Genomic DNA, 22133 nt, shown 5'->3' with positions numbered 1-22133 from the left:
CATCGGAAGAAGTCAATTGCACAGTCTTCAATGGTTCGTGACACCGACAACAAAGCCCATCCCCAAGGCTAACACTGAACTCTGTTCCGGCCGCTTCTTTTAGCCTGGTACAGCAACTCGTCTGCAGCCATCAACAGAGCGTTTCCATCCTGATCGGGGTAGTCGTCCGAGCACACCATGCCCATGGAAACGGTACAGCCAAAGCGCTCTCCCTGGTGGGTAAATTCCAGTGACATGATGGCTCGCCGAATTTCGTCCAGCACCCGCTGGCCTTGCTCTGCCCCGCAATCCGGCAGCACGGCGACAAACTCTTCTCCACCATAGCGCCCGATCACATCGGACTGGCGAAGGCGCTGGCGCAGCAGGGTCGCGATCGAGGTAATCACCACATCCCCCGCAGCGTGCCCATAGGTATCGTTGACCTTCTTGAAATGGTCGATGTCGAGCATTGCCAGCGTGACCGGGCGCCCGACCCGTCTAGCACGCAATACCTCCCGACTGGCGGCCTCCTTGATGCTGGCGTGCTTCAGCAGTCCGGTCAGACTGTCCTTGCTGATCCGCTCCTCCAGCTGGCGTGCGCGCGCGATCCGCGAGCGAGCGGCGGCCACCAGTTGCACGTCGGAAATCGGCTTGGTCAGAAAGTCGTCCGCGCCCCGACCCATGGCCTCGATCTGGCGCTCGATATCGGTTTCCGCGGACAGATACACAATCGGCAGATGGGTACAGGCCTCGTGCTGGCGGATCAGCCCCGCCAGGTCGGTGCCCGCGTATTCGGGCATATACAGATCCATCAGCACCAGTTCCGGCCGGAACGCGGCGATCGTCTCCATGATGTTGCGCGGCGCGTCCAGCACCCGGGCTTCCATCCCGGCCGCGGTCAGCACCAGCCGCATATGCTCGGCAAGATCGGCGTCGTCGTCCACGATCAGCACCCGTTGCGCCGGCGCACGGCGCTCCTCGAAGATCTGCGAGATACGATTGACCAGCCGGGGCACATCCAGCGGTTTCAGGAAATACCCCTGCGCGCCCAGCTGTACCGCGCGCACACGTGACGGAAAGTCGTCTTTGTCGGAGAGAAAGATCAACGGGCAGCCCAACGCCTGCAGATCGGGGCAGTCCACCAGCCTTGCGGTTGCATTTTCACGGCCCTCGTCCAGCATCACGTCGATCAGCAGCAGATCCGGTTGCTCACCCTTCACCGCACGCTTGAGCGCATCAATGCCGTCGAACACTCGAACCGCATAATTGAAAGACTGGAGTTGCTGCCCGAGTTGCCCGGCCAGTTCCACATCGTCTTCCACCAGCCATACCTTCAGGACACGGTCCACAGCGGGTCGAGTCTCGGGGAGCACACCCGCATCCGGTTGTTCCGAGGGCTCCATCGATTGGGCGGGTACGGTGCGGGAGAGTCCTGCGATCTCGTCCGCCAGCCACTGACGACTCGCAGCATCCAGTGCCAGCGCCTTCGCCCCAAGCCAGCTGCCGATCCGCTGCTCCAGCACACGCGCGGCGGCACTCAACTCCGCACAGCCGAAACTGCCCCCGCTGCCGGCCAGCTTGTGCAGACGCTGTTGCAGTTCGTCCAGCACCTCGCGGTCCTGCTCTTTCCCGGCCAACCGGCCCTGCAGAGCACTCAGTGCAGCCAGCTCATCCGGCAGGTGTTCCAGATACCGAGCACGCAGTTGTGCCAGGCGGTCTTTCAAGGCCTGCTCGGCGTCAGCACTTGTCATGCCGCCCCATCCCAGACCTGCCGCACCTGGTCGGAAAGCGTCATGGGATCGAACGGTTTGGGGATCACGTCGCGCGCCCCCAGCGACTTGTAGTGTGCGATCTCGGAGGGCTGCACCTTGGCAGTCATGAAGGCCACCGGCACCTCGGCCAGCGCCGGAATACCTCGCAGGGCCTCCAGGGTCGTTGGTCCATCCATCCCGGGCATCATCACATCCAGCAGGATCATGTCGGGTGCAAAGGTCTCCGCCTCACGCACGGCCTCCTCGCCCGAGGAGCAGACCTTGACCGTAAAACCGCCGACCGTCTCCAGCGCGAGCCTCGCCACGGCCTGGATGTCGGGCTCGTCTTCCACGTACAGAATGCGTTGCAGGGTGCTCATGCGTCCCTCCCTTTGGTTTTGAATGATCGGATGCGGCTGCCGAGGGCGTCGATCAGCTCGCGCGGCGATACCTGCGACTTGAGCAGCACCGCCTCGACCCTGTGCGCCTCGTCCGCGGTCGTGTCGGCGCCGGAGAAGATGACGACGCGCGCATCGGGCTGGCGCGCGCGGATGTCCGGCAACAGGTCCCAGCCGGAGCCGTCCGGCAGGCCGATGTCGAGAATCACCACCTCGAAGCGCTCCAGCGCCACGCGGGCGCGGGCTTCGCGGAGCGTCCTGGCCTGCTCGAAATCGAAACGCTCGCCGACCATGGTGCGTACCACCTGGTACAGGTCGTCGTCATCCTCCACGTGCAGCACGCGCGGATGCTGCGCACTGGTCCGGGAAACCAGGCGCTCCAACACGGCCAGCAGCCGGTGCTCGTCGATCGGCTTGGCCAGCCACTCGATGGCGGAGAAGTCGCCGTTGATCGCCAGCCGCCCCTCTTCCATCTTGGCCGACACCACCACGATGGGCAGGTCTGCCGTTTCCTGCCGCTGGCGCACCTGGCGGATGATTTCCAGGCCGCTGATGTCGGGCAGCATCAGGTCCAGGCTCAGGGCGTCGTACGCCGTTTTTTGCACGGCCGCCAGCGCGTCCTGCCCGGTGAGCGCGATGTCGACGCGATATCCGGCGCGGGTGAGCATCAGGTTCAGCAGTTGCGCGACGTCCGGCTCGTCTTCCACCACCAGGATGCGCGGCGCATCCGCATCGGCAAGTGCGCCGGGGACGGCCGGCTGGGCCACCGCCGCCAGCGGCAGTTCGATCCAGAAGGTCGCGCCCGCGCCTTCAACCGAATCGAACCCGATCGCCCCGCCCATGCGTTCGACCAGCTCGCGGGTGATGGCCAGGCCGAGGCCGGTGCCGCCCTTCTGGCGCGTGTCCGAGGCGTCGGCCTGCGCGAATTTTTCGAAAATATGGCTTTGGAAGGCCTCGGGAATGCCGGGGCCGTGGTCGCGTACGCTCACGCGCGCCCGCGCCGCGTCGCATGCCACGGCCACGTCCACCGTGCCGCCCTCGGGCGAGAACTTGATGGCGTTCGACAGCAGATTGGCCAGCACCTGCATCAGCCGCTGGCTGTCCACCCGCACCTCGGTGTGCGCCGCCTCGCCCGCGAGCACCAGCGCCACCCGGCGTTCCGCGCCGTAGGTGCGGTGGCTGTCCAGGGCCTGCTGGATAAGGGGCAGCAGCGGCTGCACCTGCATCTCGAAATGCAGCTTGCCGGCGGCGATCTTCTCCATGTCGAGCAGATCGTTGATGAGGTGGGTAAGGCGCTGGCTGTTCTTGTTGGCGATGGCGATCATCTCCCGCGCCTGCTCCGGCAGTGCGCCCAGCGCGCCGCCGGCGATCAGCCCCAGCGCGCCGGAGATGGAGGTCAGCGGTGTGCGCAGCTCGTGGCTCACGGTGGAGATGAACTCGCTCTTCATGCGCTCGACGCGCTTGCGCTCGGTGATGTCGCGCACCATGCCCACGTACAGGGGCTGCCCCTGGCGGGTCACTTCGGATATGGCCAGCTCCATCGGGAACAGGCTGCCATCGCGGCGCCGGCCATCCACCTCGCGGCCGATGCCGATGATGCGCGCCACGCCGGTGGCCTGGTAGTTGCGCAGGTAGCTGTCGTGGGCCTCGCGGTGCGGGCTGGGCATGAGCATGCTCACGTTGCGGCCGATTGCCGCGTCGGCGGCATGGCCGAAAATCTGCTCGGCCGCCGGGTTGAACGACTGGATGACGCCGTTCCCGTCGATGGTGATGATGCCATCGACCATGTTATCGAGAATCGTCTGCGTGTGATGGACTTGTTCCGCCAGGGCGGTTTCGGCCCGCTTGCGGTCGGTAATGTCGGTGTAGACGCCAAGCCAGACCTCACCCTGCACCGGGTGGGTGAAGGTACTGAATGAAGCCCGACAGTAGAGTTCGGTGCCATTCTGGTGCCGCTGTCGCAGTTCCCCTTCCCAGGCGCCATGGTGCAGGATGCTGGCGGCGACATCCTCCAGCCGACTGGCGCCAGATTCGCGACCAGGCGGGCCGAGCTGCTGCCACGTCGTGTTGACCAGTCCGCCACGCTCGTATCCGAACATCTTCTCGGCGCCGGCATTGGCGTAGATGACTGTCTGGCTGCCCGAATCGATGAGCAACACCCCGCCCTGCATCTGCTCCAGCATTCGCGCCTGCAGTCGAATATCGTCCTCCAGGGTGGCGTGGCTGCTGATTTTCTGGTGACGGTAGCGCTCGGGAATCACCGGTGGCTGTAGTTCGAATGCCTGGATGATGTCGAAGACACCCTCGCGGTTGCATCGGGTCAGATAGCAGTTGACCGCGGCATGCTGGGTCTCCGGGTCCATCACCACGCTGCCCTGTGGCGCCGTCACGCGGACGGTCTTGAGTGCGTCGACCAGCGCCTCGGGATCGGTGCTGCCGGCGGCATTGGCTGCCGTGGCAAATGCCTTCACACAGACATAGGCGCCTTCGCTGAAGTTGGTGAGAGTGCCATTGCCGTGCGGCCAGATGCCATTGACACCGGGCATCTGTGCAAGCCGCTCCATGAAATTACGATTGGCATCGCTGTCAACACTCATGAAATAGGTGTTGCTGGAGTACAGGCCCTCACGCACCTGTGGCGGCAGCTTGCTCGCCATCATCTCGTCGTAGTGCCCCATGACCACTGCAATACCTGACTTGAGTCCACGCTCGGAAAAGCGCGTAAGCAGGTTGATCTGGTCGGCTCCGGCAAAGTACGGCACAAAGACGTCCGGAGCAGCCGCCGCAACAACATCGAGCAGGCGATCGATCTCCTCTACGGCCACGCCGAGGTCGCGGTATTCCTCACCCAGTGATTCACCGCCGCACTTCGCCAACGCGTCCTTGGCGGCTGCAATGGAGCCGCGGGGCCATTCGTAGTTGTTGCCGGCAAAGAAAAACCGGGGGCCGTACTGCTCCCGCATGTAGGGGATCATGCGGTCGATCTGCTGATTGGGCAGGGCGGCGAAGTGAAAGAAATAGCGGCTATCGATACTGCCTTCGTGGAAAGAAAAATTGAGCTGCGGAACCCCGTTCGGTTCGGCCACGCGATAGGCGACGGCGATACGGGAGTTGGACAGCAGGTTGCCAATGATGGCGGCGCAGCCATGCTGCTTGACCAGTTTTTCCGCTGCGGCGACCGCGCTCTCCGGCAAACTGCCGTCATCCTCGACCACAAGCTCCAGTGGCCGGCCCAGCACACCGCCCTGTTCGTTGATCTCGGCACAGGCGATCTCGGCGGCGCGGAGGATTTCTGGTCCGTATATGCTGACCAGGCCGGTCAGTGGCGGCATCAGGCCGAGCCTTACGCTCTCCTCATTCACTGGGCACCCCCATGCTTGCCCCGGCCCTGCCCGGTCAGTGGCAAGTCGAACCAGAACGTCGCCCCCGCGTCCGGCACGGAGTCGAACCCGACCTCGCCGCCCATGCGCTCCACCAGCTCCCGGGTGATCGCCAGTCCCAGGCCGCTTCCGCCCTTCTGGCGGGTGTCGGAGGCATCGGCCTGGGAAAACTTCTGGAAGATGCGTTCGCGGAACGCCTCCGGGATCCCGGGGCCGTGATCGATCACCGAGACGCGCACCCGGGCGCCGTCATGCTCCACCGCCACCCGCACCTCCTCACCCTCCGGCGAGAACTTGGCTGCGTTGGAGAGCAGATTGGCCAGCATCTGCTGCAGGCGGTCGGCATCCACCTCGACCCGGACCCCGTCATCCTCCGCATCCAGCATCAGGTGCACCCCGTACTGGGCGGCATAGCTCTGGTTGCTGCGCACAGCCTGCTCCAGTAACGGGAACAGCGGCTGCTCTTGCATCTCGAAGCGCATCTTGCCGGCCACCAGCTTTTCCATGTCCAGCAGGTCGTTGATCAACAGCGTCAGACGCTGGCTGTTGCGCTGGGCAATCGTGACCATTTCGCCCACCTCGCCGGGCAGTTCGCCAAGCGCGCCGCTGGCAATCATCCCAAGGGCTCCCGAGATCGATGTCAGTGGCGTACGCAGTTCGTGGCTCACCGTGGAAACGAACTCGTTCTTCATGCGCTCCACCCGCTTGCGTTCGGTGATGTCACGCACAACCCCCACATAGAGGGGCTCGCCGTGTTGCGTGACCTCCGATACAGCAAGTTCCATCGGGAACACGGTTCCATCCTTGCGACGCCCCTGCAGTTCCCTGCTGGTGCCAATCACCCGCCGGTTGCCAGTGGCCTGATAATTACGCAGGTATACGTCATGGCTCTCACGATCAGGCCCGGTCATCAACACGCTTACATTGCGACCGGCAACCTCACGGGGCGTATACCCGAAGATGCGACTTGCACCCGGATTGAACGACTGGATCAACCCATCGCGATCGATCGTAATGATCCCGTCTACGATGTTATCGATGATCGTCTGCGTGCGAAGCGCCTGCTCCGCCAGGGCTCGCTCCGCCTCTATACGCTCGGTTACGTCTTCGTTCACGCCAATCGCCCGCACGACCACACCTGCCGCATCGGTTATCGCCTGTGCCATAGCGCGAATATGACGTGTCGCCCCATCGCCCCGGAGAATTCGGAACGTGAACTCGCGGGGTATCCCGGGACGTTCAAGGATAGTTTCGAGGCTGGCTTCTGCGTGCTCCAAGTCTTCGGGCAGCAAGGCGCGCCTCCAGTCATCGGCATGGTGACCAAAATCGCGGGGTAACACGCCGTAAAGACGGAACATCCCGGAATCCCAGTCAAGCCGCCCGCTGGTCAGGTTCAAATCCCATACACCCAGATGCGCCGCCTCGGTCGCCAGCGTCAACTGCTGGGTGGCATCCCGGAAGCGTTTTTCGCTCTCGCGCAGGGCCTGTTCGGCGGCCTTGCGCTCGGTGATGTCCTCGGCGATACCCAGGTAGCCGCTGATATTTCCCTGTTTGTCGGTCTGGGGGGTCACCGTCAGGGAAACGGGAATGCGCATGCCGTCCTTGCGCACAAAGGTCCATTCCCGGGTTTCCGCTCCCTCGCGATCCGCGATCTCGACGAAGGCCCGAAAGCCATCGATCGTTCGTTCACTGGCAGCGCTCAATTGCGCCGCGCGCGCTGCGATCTCCTCCGGCACATGGAACAGGACGGGTGACTGCTGGCCCACCATTTCGTCGGCAGCATAGCCCGTCATCTTTTCCGCACCCGGATTGAACAGGGTGATCAGACCATCGCGGTCGGTCACCACAATTGCGAATTCCGACGCCGCCGCCAGAACCGCCTGTAACTGATCGGCGGTCTGCGCAAGCTCCGCAGTGCGCGTCTGCACCTCGGACTCGAGTTCGCTGCGCGCCTGCGCCTGCTGGCGGAAACTGGCCACCAGCTGCCGCGACATCTCGCGCAGGGTCCTGGCCAGGCCGTCGTATTCGAGAATCCGGCTTTCCGGCAGTTCCGGCGAACGCCCCGCGGCAATGTCCGAACTCAGCCCTGCACTGACCGCATCCAGCTTGCGCAAGGGACGGCTGATGGCATAACTCAAGGCGGCCGAGACCAGGATGGCCAGGGCCACGATCACCGTCAGGAGGGCAAACAACTCCACGCGCTGCTGCTCCAGCGCCCGGACCACCGGTGCCGCCGGCATCTCCGCATACACCTGCTCGATATCCGGCACGAGGCCCACCGGCGCTGCAACGAAGTAGGCCCCCTGCCCCCAGCGACCCACAGCCGACATTGAACCGTCCGGCAACCAGATCGAAAGCTCGCGATCCAGGGTCTCCACCTGGCCATCCGACGCCTCCAGCACGCTGCGGACGTCGCCCCGACTGGCCAGCACCCGACCTTCCGGGGACACAATCGCAAGCCCCAGATCCTCGCGCGTCTGCACCCGCCGCAGATGGTAGTCATACCGGACCCGGCCCTCGCGGTAATCGCTCGCGAGCCGTTCGGACAGACTCTCGGCGCGTTCCTGCAGGCGCTCGACCATGAAGGCCTCCTGCTCGTCGCGCTGCTGATAGCTCTGGTGCAGGATCGGGGCCAGCCCGGCCAGCAGGGTGACCGGGAGCATCGCGTGGAACAACAGGCTCGCCAGCGAAGGCCTGCCCAGTCGGGAGGCCTGCTCGCCGCGCCGCAACAACCGCCAAAACATCACCAACAGGCTGGCGATCAGCGTGTTGAACAGCGCGTTCACCGCCTGCTTCAGGGCGATCATGGTGGTGGGTTCCCAGTCCATCCCGATCAAGCCGCGATAGAACAGCAACACCAGCGGAACCCCGATCACCAGCCAGTACAGCAGGTCGGCCACCACCACGTTGTACAGCCAGCGCCGGTAAACGAGGCCCACTACCAGTGCCTCGATCACGAACACCACCATCGGATACGGAACGCCCCACAGGACCAAGGTGTAGAGTCCCCCGGCGATCGCGACAATCACCGCGGGCAGCGTCCCCAACAGCAGCACCGCGAGCATCACCGCGATCGATCCGAAGATGAAGTCCAGACCGAACAGCAGCGGCAGATGGAAGAAATTGCCGGCCACCGCCAGCAGGGCCAGCGCCAACGTCGCAAGCCCGCGCTCCACCGAGCCTGACCACTGCTGCCTCATCCGCGGGCCCCCTCACGGTGGCATCCCAGTTCAAACCAGAAAGTCGCCCCCGCGTCCGGCACGGAGTCGAACCCGACCTCACCGCCCATGCGCTCCACCAGCTCCCGGGTGATCGCCAGCCCCAGGCCGCTACCACCCTTCTGGCGGGTGTCGGAGGCATCGGCCTGGGAAAACTTCTGGAAGATGCGTTCGCGGAACGCCTCCGGGATCCCGGGGCCGTGATCGATCACCGAGACGCGCACTCGGGCGCCGTCACGCTCCACCGCCACCCGCACCTCCTCACCCTCCGGCGAAAACTTGGCTGCGTTGGAGAGCAGATTGGCCAGCACCTGCTGCAGGCGGTCGGCATCCACCTCGACCCGGACCCCGTCGTCCTCCGCATCCAGCATCAGGTGCACCCCGTACTGGTCGGCATAGCTCTGGTTGCTGCGCACAGCCTGCTCCAGCAACGGGAACAGCGGCTGCTCTTGCATCTCGAAGCGCATCTTGCCGGCCACCAGCTTTTCCATGTCCAGCAGGTCGTTGATCAGCAGCCCCAGGCGCTTGCTGTTCTTGTGGGCAATCTCCAGCATCTCCTGCATCCGCTCCGGCAACGCTCCTGCCGCCCCGCCCGTCAGCAGGCCCAGGGCTCCGGAGATGGACGTGAGCGGCGTGCGCAGCTCGTGGCTGACGGTGGAGATGAACTCGTTTTTCATGCGCTCGATGCGCTTGCGCTCGGAGATATCCTCAATGATGGACCAGATCAGTTTGCGACCGGACTTGTCGTGCACGACCATTCCGTTGAGCAGCACGGGATACCGGGTGCCGTCCTTGCGGATGTATTCCTTCTCGTAGGGGCCGTAACGGCCCGTCTGTTCCATGCTCTCCAGTTGCTGCGCTTCCTGCGCTGCGTACTCCCGGGGCGTGACATCCCAGTAGCTGAGTGCAACGAACTCCTCGCGGGTATAACCGGTCGGGCGCAACAGGGCCGCGTTGAGATCCACAAACGTCCCGGTCTCGTAATCGTTCAGCGCGATCCCCACCGGTGAGAGCTCGAACAGCCCCCGCAGGCGGGCCTCGCTGTCCGCGACGGCCAGCTCGGCCTCCTTTTCATCCGTGATATCCCGAATATATCCGTGCCACAGCGTACTACCGTCGTCGAGGGGCTCGGGCGAGGCGTGACCCTGCACCCACCCCACGCGACCATCATCCCGCAGGGTGCGATACTCGCAATGCCAGTTGCTCAGTTCCCGCCGCGACCGTTCGATGGACTGCGCCACCCGATCCCGGTCCTTCGGGTGCAGACTGCGGAACACCATGCTGGCATCCTCGCGTGCCGCCTCTGCGCTGATGCCGTAGATATCCTGGATGCCGGGGCTGCTGTACGGGAAGGCCATGCGGCCGTCCGGCCACTGCCGATACTGATACACCATCCCCGGGACCAGTGAGATCAGCTTCTTCAACTGCTCGTGCGACTGTTCCCGCTCCAGGCTCGCGGCCACCCAGCGCCCCAACAGACGCACGAACATGCGTTCACCCTCGCTGAACGCGGCCGGTCTGGGGTGCGCCGACGAAAAGTTCAGGGTGCCAAAGCGCTGCCCCTCAACCTCCAGCACGACACCGATGTAGGCTTCCAGGCCGAAGTCCGCGTAACACGGGTGGCCCTGGTGCTTGGACGCGCCCATGTGCTCGATCGTCAGCAGGTCGTTGTGCGCAAGGGTCAGCGCACAGTAGGTACGCCCGAGCGCAAAGCGCTGACCACGCTCGAGGGGGGCGCCAGCCGGCGCGACGAACGCCCGCACCGTATAGTCGTCGCCGCGGATCCGACTGACGATGCCCAGTTCCAGCCCCAGAAAGTTGGCCCCCATTTGTAGCGCGCGCTCGAGCTGGTCATCGAGGTCCAGCGCCACCAGGGATGCAATCTCGTTGAGCGCCGCGAACGCGTCCAGCTGGCGCTGATGCTGTTCACGATGTTCCCGTTCCCGGGTCGCATCGAGGATGAAGCCGTCGAGGTAGCGCACTCGGCCATCCGGATCACGAATGGCGGAGCCCCGTTCCTGGGCCCAGCGGATACTGCCGTCACGATGCCAAATACGGTATTCAACGGACCAGTCGTCGCCGGCGCTCAAGGCCTGTTCCACCGCATCCTGGACTCGCGCCTGATCATCCTCGTGGATCACGCTGGCGTAACTGCGCACGGCATTGTCGATGAAGTCGCTGGCAGGATAGCCCGACAGCGTATCCACCTGGTCGCTCATGTAGAGCATGGTCCAGTCCGCATCCAGCAGGCAGCGATAGGTGATTCCGGGGATATTGTCGACCAGCGAGCGGAACTGTTGCTCGCTCTCGCGGATCCGTTCGGCATCCTCGCGTTCCCGGGTCACATCGGACTCGATCGCGATGAACCCCTGCAACACCCCCTGCTCGTCGCGCAATGGGGTGCAGTGGATCCGCACCCAGTACGGGTGGCCGTCGATGTGGTAGTTCAACAGCTCTTCAACGAATGGTTCGCCCCGCGCCAGCGCCCCACCGATCCGGGCTACCGTCTCCGGATCGGTCCCGGCACCCTGCAACAGTTCACTCGGCTGGCGGCCAAGCATTGCGTCCAGGGTGTAGCCACTCAAGCGGGTAAAGCCGTCGTTGATCCACTCGACCCGACCGTCGGCGTCGGTAATGATCACGCCATTGGTCGTCTCGCTCGCCACCCGGGACAGCCGCGCCCGCTCCAACTGGCCCGCCCGGTAACGACGACGAGTGCGAGCCGCATCCACCAACTGCCCCAGCGTGGCGAGCAGCGGCTGGAGAAACTCCACCAGTTCCGGGTCGTAGCCACCCGGACGGTTGGCGATCCCCAGCACGGCGATCCGCTCGCCCCCGTACTCGATGGGTATCCCCAGAAAGGCCTTGAGCGGCGGATGTCCTTCGGGCAAGCCCCCGCTGCGCGGGTCTCCGGCGGGGTCATTGGCAATCACCGGCCCCGCGCCGGTCAGGGCCGCGCCGAACAGGGTCTCCAGGTTGTGAAACTCCAACCCCTGGGGTGCGTTGGCCGCATAGAAGGCGCGGGTCGCGTCATCCCAGGCGATATTGGTGATGGCACTGGTCTTGAGGTAAGGCGAACCTTCAGGCGTGTGCAGTACCTCTCCGATAAAGCCGTATTCGCTGTGGGTCAGCTCGAGGGTATCCGCCAGCAGTCCGTCAAAGACCTGCCCACGGTCCTGATCGGCATCGCGAATAAACGCCGACTGCGCACGGGTAATCACCTCGCCAAGCTGCCGCAGATCCCCCAGCGCATTGCAAAGCGCCCGCTGTTCGGTGGAGTCGATTTCCGCCGCGACCGCATCGGCGAGGTCACGCAGGGAGCGTCGCTCGTCCTCGCTCAACTGCCGCGGCCGGCCGTCGATCAGGCAAAGCGTCCCGATCCGGTAACCGTCGGCGGTTGTCAGTGGCGCACCGGCGTAGAACCGGATCTGCGGCTCCCCGGTCACCAGCGGGTTGTCGGCAAACCGGGAGTCCGCGCGCGCATCGGGAATCTCGAAGATATCGCCCCCGAGAATCGTATGCCCGCAAAAGGAGATATCACGCCCGGTCTCCGCCACCTCGAGACCCTGCCGCGACTTGAACCACTGCCGGTTCTCGTCCACCAGCGAAACCAGCGCGATGGACACCCCGAACATCCGCCGCGCCAGACGCGTCAGTCGGTCGAACCGCTCCTCAGCCGCGGTATCCAGCAGCCCTCGAGCCCGCAGCGCTCGCAGCCGCTCTTTTTCGTTGCCGGGACAGGGAGGCGTTTTCAACGGAATTGGACCACGCACGATTCGGGGATACCCGATATTGCCACGTCCAACTTTCTGCCCCAACTAAGGAGACGCTGATTTAATCGCACGTCCGCGCTCGAGCCGCTTTTGCGTGCGAACAAGGCGCGGTGACTGCGGTGCAGTCATTCTGCACAGGGGAGCCGCAACGCCGTGCGCGCGCCCGTTTTCGACAATAACGGGCGGGTAGAACCACTACCCGCTGCACGACGCGCATTGTCTCGGAACGCTTTTTCTCGAAAAACCGGGGGGCACCAACGCGGACGTGCGATTAAATCAGCGTCTCCCTAAGAGGCGCCGTCCGGGAGGACTATTCCCACTCGATGGTGGCCGGAGGCTTGCCGGAGATGTCGTAGGTCACGCGCGAGATGCCGGGGATCTCGTTGATGATGCGGCGCGAGACGTGGTCGAGGAAGTCGTACGGGAGGTGGGCCCAGCGCGCGGTCATGAAGTCGATGGTCTCCACCGCGCGCAGCGCGACCACGTAGTCGTAACGCCGCCCGTCGCCCATCACGCCCACCGACTTCACCGGCAGGAACACCGCAAACGCCTGCGAGGTCTTGTCGTACAGATCGGCCTTGCGCAGTTCCTCGATGAAGATCGCATCGGCGCGGCGCAGCAGATCGGCGTATTCCTTCTTCACCGCGCCGAGGATGCGCACGCCCAGCCCCGGTCCCGGGAACGGGTGGCGATAGACCATCTCGGTGGGCAGGCCCAGCTCCACGCCGATCTTGCGCACCTCGTCCTTGAACAGCTCGCGCAGCGGCTCCACCAGTCCCAGCTTCATGTTCTCCGGCAGGCCGCCCACGTTGTGGTGCGACTTGATCACATGCGCCTTGCCGGTCTTGGAGTCGGCCGACTCGATCACGTCCGGGTAGATCGTGCCCTGGGCCAGCCACTGAACGTTGTTCAGCTTCGCGGCCTCCTCGTCGAACACGTCGATGAACAGCCCGCCGATGACCTTGCGCTTGGCCTCCGGGTCCTCGACCCCGGCCAGCGCACTCATGAAGCGCTCCTCGGCATCCACACGGATCACGTTCACGCCCATGTGGCGGGCGAAGGTCGCCATCACCTGGTCGCCCTCGCCCAGGCGCAACAGCCCGGTATCCACGAACACGCAGGTCAGCTGGTCACCGATCGCCTTGTGCAGCAGCGCCCCGACCACCGAGGAATCCACCCCGCCGGACAGGCCCAGCACCACATGGTCGTCCCCGACCTGTTCGCGCACCCGCGCGGCCATGTCGTCGATGATGTTGTCGGCGGTCCACAGCGCCTCGCAGCCGCAGATCTCGTGCAGGAAGCGTTCGATGATGCGCTGGCCCTGGGTCGTATGCGTGACCTCGGGGTGGAACTGCACGCCGTAGAAGCCGCGATCCGGGTCGGCCATACCGGCGATCGGCGCGGAATCGGTGGAGGCCATCAGGCGGAAGCCCTCCGGCAGCTCGGTCACGTGGTCGCCATGCGACATCCACACGTCCAGCAGGCCGTAGCCCTCCGGTGTGGTGTGATCCTCGATATCGCGCAAAAGCGGCGTATGGCCGCGGGCACGCACCTGGGCATAACCGAACTCGCGGCGCTTGGACGGCTCGACCCGCCCGCCCAGCTGCGCGGCCATGGTCTGCATGCCGTAGCAGATGCCCAGCACCGGCACGCCCAGCTCGAACACCGCATCCTCGGCGCGCGGCGGCTGGTCGATATTCACCGACTCCGGACCGCCGGAAAGGATAATGCCGGTGGGGTTGAACGCGCGGATATCTGCCGCCGGCATGTCCCAGGCATGCACCTCGGAGTAGACCCCGGCCTCGCGCACGCGGCGGGCAATCAGCTGGGTGTACTGGGAGCCGAAGTCCAGCACCAGAATGCGGTGGGCGTGAAGATCCTGGGTCATGAGGTCATCCGCTGTACCGGCCGGACGGCCGGTGGGTGTCGGGGGATACCCGGCCGTGGCGGCCGAGTCAGTCCATTCGGTAGTTCGGGGCTTCCTTGGTGATCGCCACGTCGTGCACATGGCTCTCGCGCATGCCCGCGGCGGTCACGCGCACGAAGTGCGGCTTGCTGCGCATCTCCTCGATGTCGTGCGCGCCGACATAGCCCATGGATGAGCGCAGCCCGCCCATCAGCTGGTAGATGATCGCGACGATCGAGCCCTTGTACGGCACGCGGCCCTCGATACCCTCGGGCACGAACTTGTCGGCGGAGCTGTTCGGGTCCTGGAAGTAGCGATCCGAGGAACCCTGCTGCATCGCGCCCAGCGAGCCCATGCCGCGGTAAATCTTGTAGGAGCGGCCCTGATAGAGCTCGACCTCGCCCGGGGCCTCCTCGGTGCCGGCGAACATCGAGCCCAGCATCACGCAGTTGGCGCCGGCGGCGATGGCCTTGGCCAGGTCACCAGAGAAGCGCACGCCGCCATCCGCGATCATCGGCACGCCGGTGCCCTTCAGTGCCTCGGCCACATCCGAGATCGCGGTGATCTGCGGTACGCCCACGCCGGCCACGATACGGGTGGTGCAGATCGAGCCCGGGCCGATCCCGACCTTCACGCCGTCGGCCCCGGCCGCGACCAGGTCCTTCGCGGCGGCGGCGGTGGCGATATTGCCACCGATTACCTGCACGTCCGGATAGTGCTTCTTCACCCAGGCCACGCGATCCAGCACGCCCTGCGAGTGGCCATGCGCGGTATCCACGACCAGCACGTCCACCCCGGCCTCGACCAGCGCGGCCACGCGCTCGTCGGTCCCAGCCCCCACACCGACCGCCGCGCCCACGCGCAGGCGACCACGATCGTCCTTGCAGGCATGCGGGTGTTCGGTGGACTTCTGGATATCCTTGACGGTGATCATCCCGCGCAGCTGGAAGTCGTCGTTGACCACCAGCACCTTCTCGATGCGGTGCTTGTGCAGCAGTTCCAGCACGTGACCGCGGTCCGCGCCCTCGGGCACGGTGACCAGGCGCTCGCGGGGGGTCATGATCTCGGTGACCGGGGCCTCCATGCGAGTCTCGAAGCGCAGGTCGCGGGAGGTCACGATGCCGACCAGGTCATTGCCATCCACCACCGGCACGCCGGAGATGTGATTGGCCTGGGTCAGCTCCACGACCTCGCCGATCGTCGCGCTCGGGCCGATGGTGATCGGCTCGCTGATCACCCCGCTCTCGTACTTCTTGACCTGCTGGACCTCGGCGGCCTGGGCCTCGATCGACATGTTCTTGTGCACGATCCCGAGCCCGCCTTCCTGCGCCATGGCAATCGCCAGGCGCGCCTCGGTCACCGTATCCATCGCGGCGGAGACGACCGGCGCGCTCAACTGGATCTCGCGGGTGATGTTCGTGGTCAAATCGACATCGCGGGGGACGACATTCGAATGCCCCGGGATCAGCAGCACGTCATCGAAGGTCAGGGCTTCATCGAGTATCCGCATGCATCGCTCCAGGACTGTCCAGCGGGGGGAAGAACCGAATTCTTTCCCAGAAAGATAAATAGCCGGTCAGTATAAATTTTCCGGCTAGCTCCCGACAAGCAGACCGGGCAAACGCCGTGCATGTCGCCCGGCAGACGCAACGTCGGCACCCTGCTACGATGACCGTCCTCGTTTCAAGCCACCGAGCCCGTTCATGCCCGAGCGCATGCCCCGCCTGAGCCGCCGCCGACTGCTTGCCCTGATGCTCGCGCCCGGGCTGATCGCGATCGCCGCGGCACCGACGGCCCGCGCCAGCTGGTGGCCCTTCAACCCCGACGTACTGCGCGCGCTGACCCGCCGCCCGGATGCCTCCGATCTCACGACGGCCGAGATCATCGAAGCGGTACACGAGGCGCTGATCATCGCGAGCCACTCGGCCACCGAGACCCTGTCCCAGCGCAACGGCTTCTTCGGCAACCCGGACGTACGCATCCCGCTCCCGGAGGTGCTCGCGACCGCCCGCCGCTCGCTGGATCGCATCGGCATGGCAACGCCGCTGACCCAGCTCGAGGAGGGGATGAACCGGGCCGCCGAGGCCGCCATACCGGAAGCCCGCGAGCCGTTGGTACGGGCCGTGTTCGCGCTGAATCTGGACAACGCCCGCGAGATCCTCGCCGGCGACGACGACGCCGCCACACGGCATCTCGAATACCACGCACGCGCCGATATCACCGAGACGATGCGCCCGGCCATCCAGCAGAGCCTGGAGCAGGTGGAGGCCCTGGACACCTACGGTGAGCTGAAGGAGCGCATGCGCGACATCCCCTTCCTCGCGCGCGTGCGCTTCGACCCGGTCGAGCACGTCCTGGAGCATGCGGTGGAAGGCCTGTTCTTCATGCTGGCCGAGGAAGAGGCCCGTCTGCGCGCCAACCCGCAGGGACGCGGCACCGATGTCCTGCACCGCGTGTTCCGGCGCCAGTAGCCCCTCGCCCCCCATACCCTTAAACCCACGTCCGCGAATCCCGAGCCATGAGCGACGCCCCCGTACTGACCGTCACCGAACTCAACCAGTGTGCCGACGGCCTGCTGCGCGACCGCCTGGGCCGGGTACGCGTGGAGGGCGAGGTCTCCAACCTGCGCCAGTACGCCTCCGGCCACCAGTACTTCTCGCTGAAAGACGCGAACAGCTCGGTGAGCTGCGTGCTCTTTCGCGGGAATGCCCGCAACGCTGCCCGCTTCTCCGATGGCGACGCAGTGCAGATCCAGGGCCGCGCCGGGATCTACGCGGCACGCGGCCAGTTCCAGATCATCGTCGAGCAGCTGCAGCCGGCCGGCGAGGGCCAGCTTCTGGCGGCCTTCCAGCGCCTCAAGGAAAAGCTCGCCGCCGAGGGCCTGTTCGACCCCGAGCGGAAGAAGCCCCTCCCCCCCTGGACCCACCGCCTCGGCGTGATCACCTCCACCCAGGGCGATGTGCGGCACGATATCGAACGCACCCTGGCGCGGCGTTTCCCGCTACTGCTGCCCTTCACCCTCTACCCCACCGCGGTACAGGGCGCGCAGGCCGCCAGCCAGATCGCCGCGGCCCTGGAGCAGGCCGCCCGCGAGGGCACCGTGGACGTGATCATCCTGGCGCGCGGCGGCGGGTCGCTGGAGGATCTGCAGGCGTTCAACGAGGAGAGCGTGGCCCGCGCCATCGCCGCCTCGCCGATTCCGGTCGTGACGGGGGTCGGGCACGAGACCGATACCACCATTGCGGACTTCGTCGCCGACCTGCGCGCCTCCACACCCACCGCGGCGGCCGAGGCGGTCAGCCCGGATGGCGCCACCCTGCGCCACCGGATCGAGCGGGCGCGCGACCGGATGACCACACTTGCGGCCCAGCGCGTTGCCCAGCACCGGCAGACGCTGAACGCCCTGTGGACCCGACTCGAGCGGCGCCACCCGCGCCAGCTGATGGAACGCAACGCACAGCGCCTGGACGACCAGCACGAGCGCCTGCAACGCGCCTGGCAGCGCCGCCACGAGCAGGCCGGCCAGCGCCTGCAGCATCTGCGCCTGCGCCTGGCCGGGGCCTCACCCGGCAATCGCATCGCCTCTGCGCGAATGCGCCTCGACCATCTGCACCAGCGTCTCGCGCGTGCCGCCCCGGCACACGACATCCGCGCGCACCGCGAGCGCCTGGCACGCCTGCACCGGGATCTCGAATACCAGATGCGCCAGGCCCTGACGATCCGCCAGCAGCGGCTGGAGGCGACGCGGCGCCAACTGAACGCCCTCGGCCCCCAGGCGGTCCTGGAGCGCGGCTATGCGATCCTGCAAACGGAAGAAGGACAGGTCCTGCGCGACGCCGCAAGAACCGAGATTGGCGCGCCGCTGAAGGCCCGCCTGGCGCGCGGCGCACTGGAACTGAAGGTGACGGCGACGAAATCGCCCGAGGGAGACTGAAAAAGCGCTTCAGCCCGCCTGTTCGAGCGCGACCTGCAGGCGCGCACGTACACGCTCGCGTCCCAGATACTCGAAGATACGCGGCAGCTCGGGCCCATGCGTCTGGCCGGACAGCGCTGCGCGCAACGGCATGAACAGCTTGCGCCCCTTCGCACCCGTCGCTGCGCCGACGGCCTTTGCCAGAGCCGGGAAATCCTCGGCCTCGTCCAGGGCCTCCAGGGCGGCGCGGTAGAAATCGGCACCCGCCTGCTGCAGCTCGGCGGCGGCCGCCTCGCTCACCGGGGCCGGATCGGCGGCGAAGGCCTCCACCCAGATACGGGCGTCCTCGGCGCGGGTGATGTTGTCGCGCAACAGCCCCGCCAGTGCCGGGCGCTGGTCCTCTGACAGCTGCCCGAACACATCGAAGTCATCGAGATAGGCCAGCAGATCGGCATCGGACAGCTGGCGCAGGGCCTCGGTCTGCCAGTGTTCCAACTGCTGCGCATCGTGGCGCGCAGCGCTGTGACCAATGCGCTCCGGGCTGAACCCGGCCGCGAGTTCCTGCGCACTCAGTAACTCGTCCGACTCGTAGCGATGCCCGAGGCGTGCCAGGTGATTAAGGATCGCGAGCGGCAGGTAACCCGTAGTGCGCAACTCCTCGACACTGGCCGACCCATTGCGCTTGGACAACGGCGCACCGTCGTGCCCCATCACCAGCGGCAGGTGATGGTAGGCCGGCGCCGCCAGCCCCAGCGCCTCCAGCAACAGCATCTGGCGTGGGGTGTTGGCGATATGGTCCTCGCCGCGCACCACATCGGTCACGCCCATCAGGGCGTCGTCGATCGCATTGGAGAAGAAGAAGGCGGGCGTGCCGTCGGAGCGGCGGATCACGAAATCGCCGATCTCGTCGGTCCGAAAGCTCACCGGCCCGCGTACCCCGTCCTCGAAACGGACCGTCCGACCCAGCGGCACACGAAAGCGCAGGGTCGGCTTCTGCCCCTCGGCCGCGCGCCGCTCGGCCTCCTCCGCGCTCAGGTGGGAGCAGGTCCCCGGATAGCGCGGCGGCTTGCCCTGGGCGCGCATGCGCTTGCGTCCCCGCTCCAGCTCGGCGGGCGAGCAGAAGCAGGGGTAGGCCTGACCGGCATCAATCAACTGCTGGTAATAGCCATCGAAGATCCCGCCGCGCTCGGACTGGGCATACGGTCCGGCATCGCCACCGGCGTCAACGCCCTCGTCCCAGTCCAGCTTCAGCCAGCGCAGGTCGCGCATCAGCGCGACCACGAACTCCGGGCGCGAGCGCTCGGCGTCGGTATCCTCGATCCGCAGCAGAAAATGCCCGCCGCGCGAGCGGGCGAACAGCGCGCTGAACAACGCGGTGCGCACGTTGCCGAGGTGGAGAAGCCCGGTGGGACTGGGCGCGAAACGGGTCTTGGTCGGCGGTGTCGTCATCGCGCGCATGGTAGCGGAGCACCCCGCGGGCCACCAGCCGGGCCGGCCGTGGCCCTAGGGCGACGCTGATTGAATCGCGCGTCCGCGCTCGAGTCGCTTTTGCGTGCGAACAAGGCGCGGTGACTGCCGTGCAGTCATTCTGCACAAGGGAACCGCAACGCCGTTCCCGCGCAAAAGCGGCCGAGCCCCTGCACTAAATGTCTTGTGGGGTTGGTGCCCCCTGTTCCCCGATCCTGCGTTGCGCCGCTTACGGGTAGAACCACTACCCGCTGCACGACGCGCCTTGTCTCGGAAAACAGGGGGCACCAACGCGGACGTGCGATTCAATCAGCGTCTCCCTAGTAGCGTTGCTGGCAGGCACCCCGCCTGCCGGGTACCATGGCCGCCCGACACTCATCCGGAGGGCCAGTCCCGTGCAGCGATCCCGTTTCCGGCTCGGCATTGTGCTGGCCACCGCCCTTCTTGCCCTACTGCTTTCAGGAGCCCCCATGGCCGATACCAATCCGCAGGTCGCGATCGAAACCAACCATGGCCGCATCGTGCTGGAACTCAATGCCGAGGCCGCCCCGGAGACGGTCGCCAACTTCATGTCCTACGTGGATGACGGCTTCTACGACGGCACGATCTTTCACCGCGTGATCCCGGGCTTCATGGTCCAGGGCGGCGGCTTCGACAAGAACATGAGCCAGAAGTCCGCTGGCGAGCCCATCCGCAACGAGGCGGACAACGGCCTGAAGAACGAGGTGGGTGCGATCTCCATGGCCCGCACCCAGGATCCGCACTCGGCCACCGCGCAGTTCTTCATCAACGTGAACGACAACGACTTCCTCAACCACACGGCCCCGAATGCGCAGGGCTGGGGTTATGCGGTCTTCGGCAAGGTGACCGAGGGCATGGACGTCGTGCGCCAGATCGAGTCCGTACCCACCGGCCGTTCCGGCATGCACCAGGATGTGCCGCAGGAGCCGGTCGTGATGGAAAGCGTGAAGCGCGTCGAGGACTGAGCCACCCCGTGGCTTCCAGCGCGCCGGCCCTGGTCATTTCCGACCTGCACCTGGATCGCGAGCCCGGCCCCCTGCTGGAGGCCACACTCGCCTTCCTGAAGGGACCGGCGCGCAGCGCCTCGGCGCTGTACATCCTCGGCGACCTGTTCGAATACTGGGTCGGCGATGACGCCGGATTCCCGGCCGCCGAACAGCTCGCCGAGGCCCTGCAGACACTCGAGATCCCGGTGGCCTTCATCCATGGCAACCGGGATTTTCTCGTGGGCCCGGACTATGCCGCCCGCGCCGGGATGCAGCTGGCGCCCGAGCCGCTGCACGCGGCCCTGCCCTGCGGGCCCGCCGTGCTGCTGCATGGCGATTCCCTGTGCACCGACGACACCGAACACATGGCCTTTCGCCAGCAGGTACGCGGCGGCGAATGGCAGCGGGCCTTCCTGGCCCAGCCGCTGGAGGAACGCATCCGGCAGGCGGAGTCCATGCGCGCCACCAGTCGTGACAACAGCCGGATGAAGGCCGACGCGATCATGGATGTGAATGCCGACGCCGTAGCGGATACCTTCCGCGACGCCGATGTCCCGCTGATGATCCATGGCCATACCCACCGGCCCGCGATCCACGACCTGACGGTCGACGGCCAGCCACGGCAGCGCTGCGTGCTCCCGGCCTGGGACGAGCACCCGGGCTACCTGGAGGTCGCGGCGACCGGCCCCGTCCTGCGCGAACTGGACGGCTCGCCCTACCCCACGCACCTGCTGCACGCCTGAACCACGCGCTTCGCGCCGTTGTACGGCTGGACCTGGTTCGTCGTCGGTGTTTATGGTGGGTTCGTCGGACCACCTACCTTGTTGTGGCTGGCCTTGGTTCGGCATCCGGTGTTTACGTGCCTTCGGCCGGCCGCCTGCCTGCGCTGTTTCGCCAGCGCGCCGCGAGGTACTTTCTTGCTTGCCCAAGAAAGTACCCAAAGAAGGGCACCCGGATTCCGCCCGGGGACCTTGCTCCAGGGTCCTCGGGCCGGCGGCGCTGAAACTCGCTGCGCCTTTGGCTTCGCTCAGACAGTCAGCGCCTCTTTTCCGTCCCGAGGACCCTGGAGCAAGGGGCTTCATACGGGGGGAGAAGGTCAAAACAGAAGTTATCCCCGCGCCTGCAGCCAACTCCAACGCCGTAGGGTGCGGTTGAGCACAGCGAAACGCACCGTTCCGACGTCGGGGCAACCCTGATGCGATTCGCTGCGCTCATCGGCATCCTACTCCCCCCGGCGCCCGCTGGCGGGCGCGGCACGCTATGGCCGAAGGCCGCGCGTGCCGAAGATGTCCGAAGACCTAGCCTCCATCCGTAAGCACAATCGTTGGGACAGCCGTTGTC

General features: G+C 65.9%; 12 protein-coding genes. 4 read left to right on the top strand and 8 right to left on the bottom strand.

The features are described 5' to 3' along the window. Positions 1–68: 68 nt before the first annotated feature. The 7 genes from G015_RS0107520 to guaB form a co-directional block, all read right to left on the bottom strand. Positions 69–1730, bottom strand: coding sequence for a diguanylate cyclase (locus G015_RS0107520; protein WP_020146390.1), 1662 nt, complete (start codon positions 1728–1730; stop codon positions 69–71). Continuing rightward, the gene (locus G015_RS0107515) at positions 1727–2110 is read right to left on the bottom strand and encodes a response regulator (protein ID WP_018872330.1); all 384 of its coding nucleotides are present in this window, start codon (positions 2108–2110) and stop codon (positions 1727–1729) included. Before G015_RS0107515 ends, G015_RS0107520 begins: the two co-directional genes overlap by 4 nt. Beyond that, positions 2107–5490 (bottom strand): ABC transporter substrate-binding protein, encoded by a 3384-nt coding sequence (locus tag G015_RS0107510; RefSeq protein WP_255349407.1) that lies wholly within the window; start codon positions 5488–5490, stop codon positions 2107–2109. The genes G015_RS0107515 and G015_RS0107510 overlap by 4 nt, the downstream gene beginning before the upstream one ends. After that, positions 5487–8684, bottom strand: coding sequence for a PAS domain S-box protein (locus tag G015_RS0107505; protein WP_020146389.1), 3198 nt, complete (start codon positions 8682–8684; stop codon positions 5487–5489). The genes G015_RS0107510 and G015_RS0107505 overlap by 4 nt, the downstream gene beginning before the upstream one ends. A 20-nt stretch (positions 8685–8704) precedes the next feature. Continuing rightward, entirely contained in the window at positions 8705–12415 is a 3711-nt protein-coding gene (locus G015_RS0107500) for a PAS domain S-box protein (RefSeq protein ID WP_083925126.1), read from the bottom strand. 394 nt (positions 12416–12809) lie between these two features. Further along, positions 12810–14387, bottom strand: a complete 1578-nt coding sequence (guaA, locus tag G015_RS0107495; protein ID WP_020146387.1) for a glutamine-hydrolyzing GMP synthase — start codon at positions 14385–14387, stop codon at positions 12810–12812. A gap of 67 nt (positions 14388–14454) precedes the next feature. Further along, the gene (guaB, locus tag G015_RS0107490; RefSeq protein ID WP_020146386.1) at positions 14455–15915 is read right to left on the bottom strand and encodes an IMP dehydrogenase; all 1461 of its coding nucleotides are present in this window, start codon (positions 15913–15915) and stop codon (positions 14455–14457) included. A gap of 193 nt (positions 15916–16108) precedes the next feature. Here guaB and G015_RS0107485 point away from each other — a divergent pair, with 193 nt between their 5' ends. Beyond that, entirely contained in the window at positions 16109–16876 is a 768-nt protein-coding gene (locus tag G015_RS0107485; RefSeq protein ID WP_012983280.1) for a DUF4197 domain-containing protein, read from the top strand. Between the two features lie 47 nt (positions 16877–16923). Continuing rightward, entirely contained in the window at positions 16924–18339 is a 1416-nt protein-coding gene (gene xseA, locus G015_RS0107480) for an exodeoxyribonuclease VII large subunit (protein ID WP_012983281.1), read from the top strand. A gap of 9 nt (positions 18340–18348) precedes the next feature. On the opposite strand, the gene gltX is transcribed toward xseA, so the two are convergent. After that, positions 18349–19776: a glutamate--tRNA ligase gene (gene gltX / locus G015_RS0107475; RefSeq protein ID WP_020146385.1), complete on the bottom strand. Its 1428-nt coding sequence runs from the start codon at positions 19774–19776 to the stop codon at positions 18349–18351. Between the two features lie 479 nt (positions 19777–20255). Here gltX and G015_RS0107470 point away from each other — a divergent pair, with 479 nt between their 5' ends. Continuing rightward, a complete protein-coding gene (locus G015_RS0107470; protein ID WP_018137548.1) occupies positions 20256–20771 on the top strand; it encodes a peptidylprolyl isomerase in 516 nt (171 codons plus the stop codon). 8 nt (positions 20772–20779) lie between these two features. Then, positions 20780–21535 carry a UDP-2,3-diacylglucosamine diphosphatase gene (locus G015_RS0107465; RefSeq protein WP_018175457.1) on the top strand — a complete coding sequence of 252 codons (756 nt, stop codon included), beginning with the start codon at positions 20780–20782 and terminating at the stop codon, positions 21533–21535. The last annotated feature ends 598 nt before the right edge of the window (positions 21536–22133 follow it).

Origin of the sequence: Thioalkalivibrio sp. ALJ15 (assembly GCF_000383695.1) — a bacterium.
GTDB lineage: Bacteria > Pseudomonadota > Gammaproteobacteria > Ectothiorhodospirales > Ectothiorhodospiraceae > Thioalkalivibrio.
This window is presented reverse-complemented; position numbering and strand designations above follow the sequence as displayed.